The sequence below is a fragment of the Pseudomonas sp. Sample_21 genome (assembly GCF_004307525.1).
GTDB classification, from domain to species: domain Bacteria; phylum Pseudomonadota; class Gammaproteobacteria; order Pseudomonadales; family Pseudomonadaceae; genus Aquipseudomonas; species Aquipseudomonas atacamensis.
Genome location: NZ_RCNZ01000066.1, coordinates 103,398 through 117,337, shown reverse-complemented (window position 1 = coordinate 117,337; position 13,940 = coordinate 103,398). Strand labels below are relative to the sequence as shown.

16 protein-coding genes are annotated in these 13,940 nt (G+C 61.1%); all 16 read right to left on the bottom strand.

Translation table 11 applies throughout. From position 1 onward, the window contains the following. Positions 1-4: 4 nt before the first annotated feature. Positions 5-604 (bottom strand): putative phage tail protein, encoded by a 600-nt coding sequence (locus tag D8U71_RS11675; RefSeq protein WP_130887809.1) that lies wholly within the window; start codon positions 602-604, stop codon positions 5-7. Continuing rightward, a complete protein-coding gene (locus D8U71_RS11670) occupies positions 592-1,635 on the bottom strand; it encodes a baseplate J/gp47 family protein (RefSeq protein WP_130887808.1) in 1,044 nt (347 codons plus the stop codon). Before D8U71_RS11670 ends, D8U71_RS11675 begins: the two co-directional genes overlap by 13 nt. After that, positions 1,625-2,023, bottom strand: coding sequence for a phage GP46 family protein (locus tag D8U71_RS11665; RefSeq protein ID WP_016771422.1), 399 nt, complete (start codon positions 2,021-2,023; stop codon positions 1,625-1,627). The genes D8U71_RS11670 and D8U71_RS11665 overlap by 11 nt, the downstream gene beginning before the upstream one ends. Then, a complete protein-coding gene (locus D8U71_RS11660; RefSeq protein WP_130887807.1) occupies positions 2,023-2,532 on the bottom strand; it encodes a phage baseplate assembly protein in 510 nt (169 codons plus the stop codon). Before D8U71_RS11660 ends, D8U71_RS11665 begins: the two co-directional genes overlap by 1 nt. Positions 2,533-2,683: 151 nt before the next feature. After that, the gene (locus D8U71_RS11655; protein ID WP_130887806.1) at positions 2,684-3,733 is read right to left on the bottom strand and encodes a phage baseplate assembly protein; all 1,050 of its coding nucleotides are present in this window, start codon (positions 3,731-3,733) and stop codon (positions 2,684-2,686) included. A gap of 4 nt (positions 3,734-3,737) precedes the next feature. Further along, positions 3,738-4,973, bottom strand: coding sequence for a DNA circularization N-terminal domain-containing protein (locus D8U71_RS11650; protein WP_130887805.1), 1,236 nt, complete (start codon positions 4,971-4,973; stop codon positions 3,738-3,740). After that, a complete protein-coding gene (locus D8U71_RS11645; RefSeq protein WP_130887804.1) occupies positions 4,970-6,736 on the bottom strand; it encodes a phage tail protein in 1,767 nt (588 codons plus the stop codon). Before D8U71_RS11645 ends, D8U71_RS11650 begins: the two co-directional genes overlap by 4 nt. Before the next feature lie 130 nt (positions 6,737-6,866). Continuing rightward, on the bottom strand, positions 6,867-7,163 hold the full coding sequence (locus tag D8U71_RS11640; RefSeq protein ID WP_024011858.1) for a phage tail assembly protein: 297 nt from the start codon (positions 7,161-7,163) through the stop codon (positions 6,867-6,869). Beyond that, complete coding sequence (locus tag D8U71_RS11635; RefSeq protein ID WP_007908779.1) at positions 7,160-7,507, bottom strand: phage tail tube protein; 348 nt, start codon at positions 7,505-7,507, stop codon at positions 7,160-7,162. Before D8U71_RS11635 ends, D8U71_RS11640 begins: the two co-directional genes overlap by 4 nt. A gap of 67 nt (positions 7,508-7,574) precedes the next feature. Beyond that, the gene (locus tag D8U71_RS11630) at positions 7,575-9,071 is read right to left on the bottom strand and encodes a phage tail sheath subtilisin-like domain-containing protein (RefSeq protein WP_130887803.1); all 1,497 of its coding nucleotides are present in this window, start codon (positions 9,069-9,071) and stop codon (positions 7,575-7,577) included. Beyond that, complete coding sequence (locus D8U71_RS11625) at positions 9,071-9,253, bottom strand: DUF2635 domain-containing protein (RefSeq protein WP_024011856.1); 183 nt, start codon at positions 9,251-9,253, stop codon at positions 9,071-9,073. Before D8U71_RS11625 ends, D8U71_RS11630 begins: the two co-directional genes overlap by 1 nt. Next, the gene (locus D8U71_RS11620; protein WP_130887802.1) at positions 9,250-9,834 is read right to left on the bottom strand and encodes a hypothetical protein; all 585 of its coding nucleotides are present in this window, start codon (positions 9,832-9,834) and stop codon (positions 9,250-9,252) included. The genes D8U71_RS11625 and D8U71_RS11620 overlap by 4 nt, the downstream gene beginning before the upstream one ends. 157 nt (positions 9,835-9,991) lie before the next feature. Further along, the gene (locus D8U71_RS11615) at positions 9,992-11,014 is read right to left on the bottom strand and encodes a phage late control D family protein (RefSeq protein ID WP_130887801.1); all 1,023 of its coding nucleotides are present in this window, start codon (positions 11,012-11,014) and stop codon (positions 9,992-9,994) included. 9 nt (positions 11,015-11,023) lie between these two features. Beyond that, positions 11,024-11,236, bottom strand: a complete 213-nt coding sequence (locus tag D8U71_RS11610; RefSeq protein WP_016771432.1) for a tail protein X — start codon at positions 11,234-11,236, stop codon at positions 11,024-11,026. Next, entirely contained in the window at positions 11,229-11,612 is a 384-nt protein-coding gene (locus D8U71_RS11605) for a phage tail protein (protein WP_130887800.1), read from the bottom strand. Before D8U71_RS11605 ends, D8U71_RS11610 begins: the two co-directional genes overlap by 8 nt. Beyond that, positions 11,612-13,873 (bottom strand): phage tail tape measure protein, encoded by a 2,262-nt coding sequence (locus D8U71_RS11600; protein ID WP_130887799.1) that lies wholly within the window; start codon positions 13,871-13,873, stop codon positions 11,612-11,614. Before D8U71_RS11600 ends, D8U71_RS11605 begins: the two co-directional genes overlap by 1 nt. Positions 13,874-13,940 lie beyond the last annotated feature (67 nt).

Below are 13,940 nucleotides of genomic sequence, written 5' to 3'. Positions count from 1 at the left end.
GTCCTTAGTCATAATTGATGTACACCCGGGTATGCGCCGGTGCACTGCGGTGAATGAGGCATTCCAGAGCCGAGCCTGGGTACATGCCGAAACGTTCGCCCCAATAACTGGCGCCGAAACGCCGCCCGATAGCCAAGCGGCCGCCGGTGTTGAGGAACCACATGAATTGCCCTTTCCAGGTGCCGAAATGCGCGCCGCCGAACCGCGAACGCCCCATTCGCGGCACCCGTAATTCGGTCACCGTGGCCTCTGGATAGCCTTGGGTGCGTGCGACCTCAATGAAATACGCGGCGGACTGGTTGCCCACCGCCAGCAACCGCCGACGGACAGCCAGGCGGCGATCGTCATAGAGCGGAGTGGCACCAAGACAAGGGTCGGGCAGGTTCATCACTGCCTCCCAGTCGGGTACAAGTTCGCTGACGCCAGCCGGATCCATCTCGTTGAGCAGATCCGCTGCTCGGGCATCGAGGCGAGCCAGTTCCTGAGCGACGCCTTCAAGAACCTGCTCGAGTTCCGGCACTCGTTCCGGGTCCCAGGCCGGACCGCTGGGCAGCAGGCTGCGCAACTGCTGCCGGTATTGTCTGGCACTTCTCAGGACAGCCATTCGCACCCCCCGAATGTCAGCAATTGATTGCTTTGGGCGCTAACGTTGGCCGAGGGGCTGATGAGACTGTGATCGCTCTCACCGGTGGCGCTGCTGATGGCTTCGGTGATGTGGCTGAGCAACAACGTATCGCCCAGCCCCGCCTCGCGGTTGTGCAGATCTCGCAATTGGGTTTCAACCGCCGCGCGCACTGCACTGGTGTTCGGAGTAACGCGCAACTTGTACTTGACCAGCACTTGTACCGGCGCCATCACCCTCACGTCCGCGGTCACCGGTCGCAGCGGTTCGATGTAGGCTTCGACTTCCGCCAACTGCTCTTCGTTGGGAATCGGTTGCGGATCATCGTCACGCATGACGAACACGCCGACGGTGCCAGGGCCGAGGAAGTTGCCACGACACCATGCACGGGTAATACCGGGGCACTCCAGCGCCCAGGTTTCGTAGTCTTGCGCCGAGCCGCCGTGAGGAATCAATCGATAAGAGCGAATGACTCTGGCGCGCAGCGATTCAAGGCTTTCGGTGCCGACGCCGCCTGTGAGGCCAGGTGGCTGAACGATGAAGCTATTACCGATAACACCAGCAATCGGTTGCACCGGATTCAACGTCAGACCGGCGTCGGCATTACCCACGCTACCGGCATCGAGCGCAGCGATCGTGGTGCTGTTAGTGCCGCTGACGGCGATGCGCGCGGCCGTGACTTTGTAGGTGCGTCCATCATCGGACTGCAGCAAGGTGTCGACATCCAGCACAGCGCCGGTGCTGGCGCTGAAACTGACGCTGCCGGTAGCCACTTGCGCAGCTTTGCGCGGCTGATTCAGGCGCAGCGCGGCGATGCGTTCCAGCGTCGATTCATCGGCCTTGTCGGGCAGGATCTGTTGGGCAATCCAGTCTAGATAACCGTACAGGCCATAAGCGGCGCCGCCGAGGGTGCGGGCGAGCACTTGCGCATCGGACTGGCGCAGCGAATCGCCGGCCAGGTCGCTTTGGGTGCGCTTGATCAGCACAGGCAGCGAAGGGGTTTCAAACGGCATAGATCACCTGCCAACTGTTATCGGGGTTGATGTCCAGACGTTCGCCGTCGGCCAGGGTCAGGACCGTGCGCAGGTTCAGGCGCTGGGCGTCGAGGCGTTCGCTGATGATGTCGATGGCGCTGCAGTGGCCGTCGTCGAGCAGCCATTGCAGGGCTTCGCGGGCATAGAACTCGGCGTCCATCTGCGTTTGTCGGGTCAGCTTGACCCGGCGCAGCAGCCACAGCCGCGAGCCGATGCGATCGTCGGCAACCGTGGGAAAACTGTCGCCCCACCAGCCGAAGCGCTCCTCGTCATCGAGGGCGTCGTCATCGGCGGCGCGACGCCAGGTGAACAGGCTGATCAGCACCGCGCGGGTCAGTGCGGCATGGAGGTTCTGGCTGATGAACATCACTGACCTCCTGCCGGCGCGCCGGTCTGACCGTTACCGGCCTGGACGCCAACATGCACGTGTTTGATCTGGCTGATGCCGCCGGCCAGTTGATCACCGGTGGAGACGATCTTGCCGGTCTGGTTGATCACCGGTGTGTCGAAGTTCACCGCGCTGCTGGCGCGGATGTTCAGCGTGGCGGTTTCGATGTCGATGATCCGCCCGCGCTTGAAGTGAATCCTGTCGCCCTCGTCGGTGTAGATCGCCACTTCACCGGCAGCGAGTGCTTGCAGGCGATAGCGGCGGTCGGCGATGACCAGGGCGATGGCATGGGAACGGTCGCCGCCGATGAAGGTGACGACCCCTTCAGCACCGGCGAGCGGATGGCTGGTGAAACCATAGGGTTCGAAGTGTTCGAGGTCGTCGTTGATTTCACCGGCCGTGAGGCGCATTTGCAGCGATTGCAGCTTGGTTGCCGAATTGGCGAGCACGACAGTGCCGCGCGCCAGCAGGCGTATCAGTAGGCTCATGGGTTTCCTTAGACTTTGTCGACACAAACCCTGTGGGAGCGGGCTTGCCCGCGATGGCGGTGTGTCAGGGAAAAAATGTATTTGTTGTCACGACCGCTATCGCGGGCAAGCCCGCTCCCACAGGGGCCATTGTCGCCAGCAGGATCCTGCGTCAGGCCTGGGTTTGCTTCGGGGGAGTCGGATCAGGATCAAAGGTATGCGGCGGGGCAACTTGCAACGTGGTCACCGAACCCTGCGCCGACAGCGAATAAGTGACCTTGGAGATCAGCATGTCGCCATCGAAATCGAGCACCGGATCCTTGACCTTGACCAGCGTGTTATGGCGCCACAAATCGCCATTGCTCTGCCGCCAGCCCTGCACCTGATAGGTGGTGGTCTGTGCGCGGCCCATGCGGGTCGCGCTTTCCCATAGAGCACGCTGCTGCGCCAACTCAAAGGTCAGTTGCGTGCCTTCATTGATCACCGTGGTGCGCCGCCGTTTGAAACTCAGATCGGCCGCTGTCGACTCGACTTCGCTGACCGCCGCGCCGCTTTTCGCATCCGAGCCTTTTTGCTGGCCGATCACCCGGTACTCGGAGAACACCTGGCTGAAATCCATCGCCGCACTGGCCGACAGGATGTTCTTGCCCAGCTCCAGCGCATCGCTGGCGCGGCCGCCGCTGCCGGGTTTGGCCAGCACCAACTGGCCCAGCTCGTTGTCGGTGGAAAACACCCGCAGCAGCGAGAGCAATCGGTCGATCGACTGGAATGCCGTTTCACCCGGCACGATGGTGTGTTTGGCCAGGCGTGTGGTTTCGCTGATCTCGTTGACCACTGACAGCCCATATTCGCTCGCCAGATCGCGGACGATAGTCAGCAAGGGTTGTTGCTGCCATTGGCTGGGCAGGTTGCGAGCGGCGCAATCGACCAGATCCTGGGTCTTGGAACTGCCTTCGATGGTCAGGCTGATCTGCCGCCCGTCATAGCGGATCGGTGCTTTGAACACGTAACCGGTGAGCACCAGGTCCTTGCCGATTTTTACCTCGCAGGGGTCGCCGGGTTTGATCCTTTGGTCTACGGCCTGCCCTGGCCATTGCCAGGTGATGTCGAGCTTGAAGGTGCGGAACTGGCGCTCGAGATCGGCGGTGATTTCGACGCTTTTCCAGCCGCCGTATTCCATGTTGTTGACTGTCAGCGTGACGTGATTGTCCATCTCGTTCATGGCGTCACTCCCGCGAGACTTTCACATCGTTGGGCGAGAAACCGGGATGGGTAATCGCGTTACGCTGAGTCACTTCTTCGACCCGCGTGGCGTCGCCAAACTGTTTGTAGGCCACGACCACTGCCGGAAAGCTTTCCTGAAACGATTTGCTGACTTGACGCACGCCGGAGGACGCCACCGCTTTGAGATGAGCCACGAGCGCTTCCTTTACATCGTTGATGGCCTGGAAGTGCGCAGGTCCGGCTTTCGCCAGCATCGGGTCGATCGCTGCAGTCACCGCTGTGCGCAGCGCTTGCATGTCATCGCTGACGGGAACTTCCTGACGACTCACCGGCGACGTCGACTGTTGAGCCACCGACGGTGTCGACGCCAGCTTCACCGGCGTGGTCGCCACCGGCATCGACGCCACCCACTGCGCCACTTTGACCAGCATCGTGTCCTGCACCAGATCCGCCATCGCCTGCGCTGCGGCATTGGTGTCTCTGCCCGTGGTGATCTTTGGCGCATCAGCCTTGCGAATCGCTTCGAGTTGCTGCGACACGTCGGCTATCACGCCACGGTAGCCTTCCTTGGCGAACGCTTTCAGCTCCTTGATATCGCCGAGCAAACCCTTGAATTCCGCCGCCACTTCCTTGGGCAGCTCCTTCACGGCCTTGACCAGCTCAGTGATCTGGCGGTACTGCTCGATCAAAGGTTTCAGTTGCTCCTTGATCACCTCGTAAACCCCGGTGAGGCTGTTGCGCAGGTTGGTGATGCCGATCCGCGCAGCCTTGATCAAAGTCATCGCCTGTTCGAAACGCGCCACCGCTGAACCCAGCAGACCGTCGGCTTTGGCCAGCAGCACTTTCTGCGTGCTGACCGTGGCTGTCGGAAACGGCAGGGGTTGGTCGGGATAGAACTTCAAGGCGAACGTCACCAACCCACCGTCCTGGCGGGTGTGGGTCATGTCGCATTCGCCGACTTTGACTTGCAGGCGTCCGAGCCACGGATGCACCAGTTCGCCACGGCCCTGCTCCAGCGCCTTGAGCAACTTGTCGCGCTGCTCGAGGCAATCGGGGCCGATGATGAACGCGGTCAGATCGTGGGTCTTGGCCTGCTGGCCGAGGTCCTCGAAAAACGGCAGGTCGCGTTGCGGGTATTCATGCAACTGCCCTTTGCGCCCGACCGGGGTTTTCGCCTGGTCGATCCAGAAACCGACACCGCGAAAGGATGCCGGCAATAAACGATCACGCCAGTTCATTGGGAACCTCCCATCGACAGTGAGCGATAGCCGATGCGTGAAGACACGGCCAGGCCAGGTTGATTGGTTTGCGGTTGTTCGGTGCGCAGGCCGGCCGGCGCATTTTCGAAGCGCACCGTCAGCCCGCCTTCGAGCTGCGTGCGGTTGTTGGCGGCGCTTTGCTGGATCAGCGCGCTGGAGGTTTGTGGCAACGAACCGCTTTGCAGTGTGCCGTTGCCAGCAGGCGCCGGACTGGCAGCGAAGAACGCCGGCGCCAGTTCGCCTTTGCCTTCGGCATTGGTTTGGCGTTGTGCTTCAGTGAGAGTTTCAACCTTGCCGGTGACCTTGGCGATCAGTCCGGCGAAGCCACCGTCGAACAACTCCTTGATCGGCGCGATGACGGTTTGCAGCTTTTGCCACAACTCGCCGAACCACTCGGTGATCGGCCCCCAACTCTCGATGATCTGATCCAGCGGTTTCCATTCGAACAGACTGTGCAGAAAGTCCACGACCGGCGCGGACAGCGCCAACACAACGCCCCAGAGCGCCGAAAAGACCTCACCGATCGGCTGCCAATACTGGGCAATCTGCTCCAGCGGTGACCACTCGAACAGGCTGGTGAAAAAGCCCCTGACTCGCTGCACAGACGTTTGCAGCGCCATCCAGATCGGTTCGAAGAACCCGACAACTCCACCCCAGGCGCTGGTGAGCATTTCCATCGGGAAAAAATCGAACAGCGTGCACAGGATATCCCGGGTGCTTTGTACGGCCGATTGCAGCGTGGTGAACATCGGTTCGAAGAACGTCACGACACCACCCCACGCATCGGTAATCATCTGCATCGGCGAGAAATCGAACAGGTTTCTGAGAAACGCCATCACCGGCACACTCAAGGCCTCGAGCAATTCCCAGATCGCCGAGAACAAACCGGTCAGCGGCCCCCAGTTTTCGATGATCATCCCCGCAGGCGACCACGCGAAAACCGACTTGAAGAAGTCGATCACTGGCGCCGTCACGACCGTGACCTTGTCCCAGATAGCCGAGAAAAATCCCGTGACCGGTTCCCACAGCGCAGCCAGTGCCGCCAGCGGTCGCCAGTCTAGTACCGAGCGCAACGTCGCCATCGCACTCGCACCGATGTTTTTCACGCCTTCCCACATCCCTGTGAAAAACGCGCTGATCGGTGTCCAGTTGGCCACGATCAAACCGGCCGCCACGGCAATGCCCATGGCGATCAGCATGATCGGGTTGGTCTTGAGCACCATGCTCATGACGTCCATCACCTGGGTCATACCGGTGACCGCGGTTTGCATGGCGGAGAAGGCAATCGCCCCCGCCGCCAGGCCCTCGACCAGTTTCGGATTGTCGGCGAGCAGGCTGCCGACCTGCGTCAGCATCGGCTCCAGTCCGACCACCAACGCCCCCACCGCCGGCACCAGCGCAGCGTCCACCGCCGCCGAAACCTTCTGCATCGACGCACTGAACACGTTCATGTTCTGCGTTGCTGCCGTCGGCGCGGCGGGCAGGTCGACGGTTTTCGCCGTGTCGCTGACTTCGCTCAATTTTCCCTGGAACGCTGCGGCCGATTTGATGCCGTCTACAAACGGCGTGATCACGCTGCCGCCGTTGAACAGACCACTGATGTCCAGTTTGCCGAGGCCGGTCTGCTCGAGATTGTTTTTAAAACTCTCAACCTTCATGCGCAGGGCGCCCAGTTTGGGCGAGAGTTCATCGATGCCGGTGATCAGCACCGGTTTCGGGGTTTTCTTCTCTTCGTCTGCCATCACTGCACCTGCTGCATCGCATTGATCCGTTGCGCGTGCTCCAGCGATTCGCGGAGCACATCCAGTGGCCTGGCCATCATCTGTTCGGGGTCAACCTTCCAGAACCAGGCCAGGTCATAGGCGACGGCGATCAGGTCGGTGATGGCGCCGACGCCGCACTCATGAAAAAACTCGCGACGGCCCAGCTCAGCGCATTGAGGTCAGCCAGATCGAGCTGGTTGACCGACGACGGCGGGATGCCGGCGCATACGGCGATGTATTTGGCCGCCACGTCCATGTCGAGGCTGACTTCTTCGCTCTTGTCGATCTTGTACGGCAGCGCCTTGATCGCTCGCACTTCCTGCACCGTCGGACGGCGCAGAACGAGTTCGGTCAGAGGCTCGCCGTGGGCTTCGATTGCTACTTGAAGCTTCACGGCGGCGCTCATTGCCAGGTCCCCTTGATGCCTTCGAATTTCAGTTCGATGGTGGCGTCGTCGCCCTTGGAGACTGGCTCCTCGACCAGATAGGCGCCGGCCAGCACGTAGACTTTGCCGTTGCTGAACTCGCAGGTGACCGTGATATCGGTGCCTTCGATCAGCTTCTTCAGCGGGAAGTCGGCGGTGTGCAGCGCGGTCACTTTGAACGACGGCGCGATGTCGGTTTCCTTGTAGAAACCGGGCACGACGGTTTCACGTTTGACGGCCATCAGCGGCGCTTCGCAGCCGCCATTGATGGTCAGTTGTGCGCCGTCGACCTTGACGTAGCAGGTGCCTGCAATCAGTTGACCCATGGTGTTTCTCCCTTCAAATAAAAAGCCCACGCGAGGTGGGCTGCATGCTTAACGCCGACTGCGCGGATCAGGCCGCGTCGTCGTACTGCAGACGGAACTGGTTGAGCAGTGCGAACACGCGCAGGCCGTTGATGTAATCCGGCGGGAACAGCACGTTCACGCGGCTCGGGTCCTGCACGTCGCGCTCGACGATCAGGTGCTCGGCGAACAGCTCGGCGTTCTCCACATGGCCTTCGAGTTCGAGCTTGGCGTACTGCGCGATCAGTTCGCCGCGAATGGTCGCTGGCGTGACGATCGGTTGGCCGGCGCCGAAACGGGTGCCGTCGGAGGCCAGTTTGTGGCGGCCGTATTTGCTGGTGATCACGCTTTGCAGACGACGCACGATGAACGCCGACTGGTGCATGGTTTCGCTGTCCAGATAGGAGTTGTCGGCCTGGCCGTAGGCGTTCTTCTGGTAGGTGGTGATCGAGCGCTGGATGCGCACGTAACCGCCCTCGTAGTAGGCGGTGGCGATGCCGTAGTTGAGCAGCGACTGACGCTCGGTCAGGGTGAAGCGCTCGCTTGCCGGCGCCGGGTCAACGCCCGGCAGACTGCCGCTTTGCGTCGGACGACTGGCGTCGGCGGAGATGAACACCGCCGTGCGCGCAGCCAGCGCGGCGGCCTGCACCCAGAACGGTTGCGGTACGCCCGGCTCCAGCGCCTGAATGGTCATGTGCTGATCGTTGCGGGCCTGGCCTGCGGCGACCAGAGTGCCAACGGTGCCGCGCTTGGCGCTGTAGACGTGACCGAACAGTTGCTTGGCCCACGACCAGCGACCGGTGCTGTCATCCATGACCGCTTGCCAGGTATTGAGGGTCGCCAGATCGGACCACGGCAAGGCGATGAATTCGAATGGCTCATCGCCTAGAGCCGCGACGGCGGCGATCTGATCCGGCACACCGGCGCCGCCGGTCATGGCGGTGATTGCGCTGGTCAGGCCAGCCGGGGTTTCTTCGCCGTTGCTCTTGCCCAGGCGATTGAATTGCAGGCTGATGTCGTTGCCGCTGTCGCCGGTCCATTTGGCGTTCAGGGTGACCACACCTTCCGCAGCGGCAGCGCTGACTGGCAGGTCGGCAGTGGCGTTGATTTTCTGCGCCAGTGCGGTGGCCGCTTGCGCGGCGGTGGCGCCATTGACCACGGTGGCCTGCACGCGCACGCCGCCGACATACAGGTTGAGCATGCCCGCCTGAGTCGCAGTGCCGGTCAGGGTCAGCGCACCCTTGGCGATTGCGCCTTCAGTGTTGTGCAGCGGCAGGCACCAGATCTCGCCGATCGGGTCGGCCTTGCGGAAGGTCTCGTACATCGAGGCGAGCATCGAGCCTTGGCCGCCGATGCTTTTCGCCAGCGCCACGCTGGAAACCAGCACCAGTTTGCCGACTTCACTCGGGGCAATATTGTCGTTGACCTGGGCGACGATCAAACGGCGCATGGCCGAGGTCGCGCTGTTGGCGGCCGAGTTGTCCATTTCGGCATAGAACAGCGGCACACGAATGTCCGCCGGGATGTTGCTGAATCCGATCGCCATTATTTGGCTCCCTGTGGTTTAGCCGCTTTTGCGGTTTTGAGTGTGATATCGCCGTCGGCCAGACGCCGGCGCCACCAGGCGCTGTCCAGCACTTCACGGCCTGCAGCCGGCAACAGGTCGCCCGCCTCCGGGTCAGGTACGACACGGCCAGCGGCCGGCACTACGGTGATGCGGTTGCTCATGGGTTTACGTCTCCAGAGAAAGTCATTTCCACCCGGCCATCCGGACCCGGGCGGTGCAGGTTGGGGTCAGCCGGATCGATCGCATCGACCCGCACCGTCATCCCGGTAAAGGACGACAAAGCGTCCAGTTCGCGCTCGTGCCAACTCTCCGCAGGCTGACTTGGCAGATTGCGGCCGAGCTGGAACTCGGCATAAAAACGCAGCCGATAGAAGGCACGGCTGCTGTTGATCGAGACCATCTCGCCGCCGTCGTAGGCGATGGCGCTGTAGTCGGCATCGGGCTTGAACCCCACCAGCGCGCGCCACAGTTCAGCGCGCAGGTCGTGCAACCCATCCAGCGCTTTTGTCGCGTCGGTAGCGTCAAGGGCCAGGACGATTTCAAAGCGGTCGCGGATTGGTTGGGTGGTGAGGTTTTGGGTGGTGCTGTTGCTGGCCAGATCGGCGATTGGCAGCACGTGGGCCGAAGGTGTTGGCAGATCGGTGTTGCTTTGCAGCAACGCCAGATCGACACCCACCGAAATATGATTGGCAAGCCCAGGGCATTGCCCACGCAATTGCGTGAGGATCGGGGTGATCTTCATGGGGGTGTTCCGAAGTAAGAGAAATTACAGTGAACGCCGCAGTCCCTGTGGGAGCGAGCCTGCTCGCGAAAGCGGTCGATCAGTCACATCGATGCTGAAGCTGACGCCCCTTTCGCGAGCAGGCTCGCTCCCACAGGAATAAGCACTCGGTTCAGGATTACTGTTCCGCCTTCGGATCCAGGCACGACGCATCAATCAGGCAGCGATAGCTGTTCTCGCGACTGCCGCTGGCGGTGACCTTGTCGATCGACCAGCGTCCGCGCATGAAGTCCGGCCAGCTCTCATCGAGCAACAGCAGACCTTCGGCCGCCAGGCGTGGATCGCCCGGGCAGGTGATTTTCACTTTGTACTTGTGGCGCAACATCTTGCGTACTTCGCCCTCGCCTACTGCGATGGCATCCGCTTCGCTGGGCTGCTTCTGGCGCAGCGTCTTGAACGGCGCTACGCCCGTCTCGACCCAACGCAACACCCCGGCCGCCGCATCCCAGAAACAGGTCTTGCAGCCCTTGGCCTGCTCGCGGGCCGATTCTTCCAGCGTGGCGCTGATGAATGCGTGATCACCGGGGCGATTGTTGTGGGTAACCGACAGCGTCACGTCCGGCAGAATCTGCCCCGACAAAGACTTGGTCTGCCCGGGCCGCGCCAGCACATAGACATCGCCATACGGCTTGGCGACGACGTTGTATTTTTTCGCCAGCCGCGTGACGAAACCCATATCAGTTTCGTTGGACTGGTCGATGTGCTCGATGCGGATCAACGAAATCTCCGGCGCAACCCGTGGCGAAAAACCGTGCGACTCCACCAGCTTGCGAAATAATCCACCCAGCGTCGTTGGCCCATGACTGGCGGTGCGGCGCTGCTTGAAGCCGGTTTCATCATCCTTGCTGAATGGCGCCGCAGTGGCCACCAGGGTGAGGCGAAACGGAAACAGCGTCGGCGTCAGACGCGTCACTTTGAACTGGCCTTTATCGACCATTGCGTTTTCTCGATAACCGACTTGCAGGCCAATTTTTCCACCCAGACTCGGCAGCCCTTCAAGGCCCTCGAGATCGATGGTCAGCGTCAGTTGATCGGACTCGAATCCAGCGGCATCGATGTGCTCCCAACTGATCAGGCGTTGATTGAGCAAGGCCGCGTTGGCCCCGTAGATATTTACCGCGGGCGTAAATCCCAGTGCCATGTCACCTCCTTAATCCCAGGCCGTTACTGCTTTGACCACGGCGGGTTTCACATCCAGTTCCGGCAGCACGATCCACACGCCAGCGGGCAGAATCGGCCCGTGTTCGGCCAGGGTCGGGTTGAGCTTCCACAGCGCTTCTTCGGCAGCGTCATCACTGCGCCCGGTTTCGCGGTAGAGCAGCAGATTCACCGAATCACCGGCCACGCTTCGTGCTTTACGCATTGTTGAACTCCGCCAGTTCGATGACCCAATCGACTACCATCGCCGTGCCGTCATCGATGATCTGCCCCTGTGTTTCCTGAACCGAATTGATCCGCCACAACCCCCAGTTGCGACCGACGCCATCAATCAACGGCAGCGGGGTACGCAGCGCCTGTAGCGCACGCAACTCATCGAGTCGATCCATGGCCACGGCGTACATCGACTTGCCGGTAATGGTCAGGGTTTCCGGTTTCTGTCCGGTCTGGCTGGACTTGGGTTTGCTGGTGAGGATCTGTATCTCGGTCCAGCCGCCGTCAGACTTGCGCAGCAACTGGTGGTACGCAAAGTTGCGCGACAGGCCGAAGATGAAATTGCCCAGTGCCATTTGTTGTTTCATCAGGCGACTCCATCGGTCAGGGCTGCGTCGCGGCGGGTGGCGAGGGGGTTGGTACTCATTGTCGACATGAACTGAGTACTGAAATGGTTTTGCATCACTTGAGAGATCACCGCGCCGACTTTTTCCGAGCTGGCGATTTCGCTGCCGCTGATCTGAATCGACGGCGCATAGGTGATCTGCTGGTTTTGCGTCTGAGCGTTGCTCAGGTCCTTGGCCACTTGCGCGGGAGGCGCGAGTTTGTCCTCGGCAGGCTTGCCCCATTGTTCACCGACGTAAGAACCGAGTATTCCGCCCAGAGTCCCACCGAGGAATGTCCCAATACCGGGCGCAATGAAAGTACCGATCGTGGCGCCAATGGCAGTGCCGGCCAGCTCGCCGGCGGCACCTTTGACCGCTTGGTCATCGCCTTCGCGCCAACCTTTCAGTCCGGTATAGGCCGCGTGCGCAATGGCCAGCGGCGCTCCCAGTTTTACCGCCGGCAGCGCTTGGGCGATTTTTGGCATGACCTTGGCGCCAACGCTTTCGACCAAGGGCATAAGCTTGGCAACGGCGCCTTTGAGTCGCGATACCATCTCGCTGTTGCCCAAGCCATCGGTGAACAGTTTGAAGCCCATTTTGATGTCATCAAACAGAGGCGCGACCTTGGCCGTGAGCCCCCCCAAACGACTGCTCCCACTGGCGCGTGGAACTGTCGTGCGCGTCGATGTTCTGGCCGGCGTGCGTCGACCCGGTCGACGACCCGCTCGTTTGTTTTTCCGCCCGCCATCAGAGACATCGTCACCGACGATGGCATCAGCAATATCGGGGGGCAATCGCGTCGTCGCCAGACGCAACAGCTTCGCGGAAACGGTGTCGATGACTGACGCAACGCCGGTTTTCAGCGCCCCTCCAACAAAAGGAAGAGCAGCGGCACCAAGCAGAACCAATCCTGCAGTAAGGGCCGGGAAAGCCTGCGCCGCAGTACTCACGCCATTGGCCAGCGCGGTGAGCACCACTGCGGCACCATCGGCCAACGGCGCCAATGCCGTGCCGAATGCGGTGGTCATCCGGGTCAGACTCGCATCGAGCGCATTCCAGCGCCCTTGCGACGTATTGCCAAATACTTCGGCGGATTTCGCGGCTGCCCCCGAATCGGCGCCCAGTTCCGATGTCGCGTATTGGCGCTTGTCGGCCACTTGGGAGAATGCGTTTTTTACATCCTCTGGTTTCTTCAGCAGTTCAAGAACTCTGACGTCGTTTTCGCCAAACAGCGTCTTCGTCAGTGTTGCCCGTTCTTGCAGCGGTTGTTTATTGAGTGCAGCAAGCACCGAGTTGATGGCAGCGGGAGCGTCCTTGCGCATCTCTCCTGCCAACGATTCGGGATTCAACCCTAACTGGCTCAGAGCCGTACGTTGCTCGGTCGATACATCTGCGCCCTTCGCCAGCAGCGAAGTAACACCCTTCAACGCGGCGCTGGCGCCCTCCTTGTCTGCGCCACTGTTGAGCAGTGCCGCCGCAAACGCGGCCGCTTGTTCCGGAGTCATACCGGCAGTAATTGCAGCCTCGCCGGAACGTTGCACGACCGAACCGATGTCGGCGGCCTTGGCATCCAGGCCACTGTTGCCGAGATAGCTCGTTGCATCGGCCAGATCCTGGCTCTGATAGCGATCCAGCTTCAGCGATGAACGCCAGGCCGCCAACATCTCGCCAGCCGTTTTGACGTCCATCCTGAACGCCGCTGCGTTGATCGCGGCATCACGGGAGAACCACTTCAGCTCGTTCGCCCGTTGCTCACCCTTGGCGCCATCGGCAATACCGGATCGTGCTGCGGCGACTTGAACTTGCAACAGGTCAGCGTTGGTGGCACCACTGGCCGCCACCTGTTTCTCGCTGGCGAGTTCCAGAGTGCTTTGTGAATGCGTTTGCAGCTGGTCGTTGCTCATCTTGAGCAACTGATTGAGTTCAACCAGCGCAGTCTCGTTGGCCATCGCCGGCTGCATCAGCTTCGGCGGCGGACGCTGCTCGATCCCGGCGTTGAGTTTTGACTTTGGTTCGCTCTTCGCGACCGGTGCAGCGCCGGCCTTGAATAGCGATTGCTGGCTTGCCAACAACTCGCGAAGCCTGATCTGTTCCTGGGTCAGCAAACGAATATCCACGCTTGCCAACGCGAGCGTCACATTCAAATCCTGCAGCGGTTTGCCGAGGTTGTCGGGCAACGAAAATCCGTCCGTTGCATTGCCGCTCTCACCGGCGTACGTGAGCGCATATTTGCTCTCTGCCATGCCGCTCTACTCCTGTTTCACGCCAAGGCGAGTGATCGCTATGTCGTAGCGGCGCAACGCCTTTTCG

Bases quoted from the DNA above. Each gene is read 5' to 3' on its own strand.
- D8U71_RS11675 (WP_130887809.1), bottom strand. From the start codon at position 604: ATGGCTGTCCTGAGAAGTGCCAGACAATACCGGCAGCAGTTGCGCAGC.
- D8U71_RS11670 (WP_130887808.1), bottom strand. From the start codon at position 1,635: ATGCCGTTTGAAACCCCTTCGCTGCCTGTGCTGATCAAGCGCACCCAA.
- D8U71_RS11665 (WP_016771422.1), bottom strand. From the start codon at position 2,023: ATGTTCATCAGCCAGAACCTCCATGCCGCACTGACCCGCGCGGTGCTG.
- D8U71_RS11660 (WP_130887807.1), bottom strand. From the start codon at position 2,532: ATGAGCCTACTGATACGCCTGCTGGCGCGCGGCACTGTCGTGCTCGCC.
- D8U71_RS11655 (WP_130887806.1), bottom strand. From the start codon at position 3,733: ATGAACGAGATGGACAATCACGTCACGCTGACAGTCAACAACATGGAA.
- D8U71_RS11650 (WP_130887805.1), bottom strand. From the start codon at position 4,973: ATGAACTGGCGTGATCGTTTATTGCCGGCATCCTTTCGCGGTGTCGGT.
- D8U71_RS11645 (WP_130887804.1), bottom strand. From the start codon at position 6,736: ATGGCAGACGAAGAGAAGAAAACCCCGAAACCGGTGCTGATCACCGGC.
- D8U71_RS11640 (WP_024011858.1), bottom strand. From the start codon at position 7,163: ATGAGCGCCGCCGTGAAGCTTCAAGTAGCAATCGAAGCCCACGGCGAG.
- D8U71_RS11635 (WP_007908779.1), bottom strand. From the start codon at position 7,507: ATGGGTCAACTGATTGCAGGCACCTGCTACGTCAAGGTCGACGGCGCA.
- D8U71_RS11630 (WP_130887803.1), bottom strand. From the start codon at position 9,071: ATGGCGATCGGATTCAGCAACATCCCGGCGGACATTCGTGTGCCGCTG.
- D8U71_RS11625 (WP_024011856.1), bottom strand. From the start codon at position 9,253: ATGAGCAACCGCATCACCGTAGTGCCGGCCGCTGGCCGTGTCGTACCT.
- D8U71_RS11620 (WP_130887802.1), bottom strand. From the start codon at position 9,834: ATGAAGATCACCCCGATCCTCACGCAATTGCGTGGGCAATGCCCTGGG.
- D8U71_RS11615 (WP_130887801.1), bottom strand. From the start codon at position 11,014: ATGGCACTGGGATTTACGCCCGCGGTAAATATCTACGGGGCCAACGCG.
- D8U71_RS11610 (WP_016771432.1), bottom strand. From the start codon at position 11,236: ATGCGTAAAGCACGAAGCGTGGCCGGTGATTCGGTGAATCTGCTGCTC.
- D8U71_RS11605 (WP_130887800.1), bottom strand. From the start codon at position 11,612: ATGAAACAACAAATGGCACTGGGCAATTTCATCTTCGGCCTGTCGCGC.
- D8U71_RS11600 (WP_130887799.1), bottom strand. From the start codon at position 13,873: ATGGCAGAGAGCAAATATGCGCTCACGTACGCCGGTGAGAGCGGCAAT.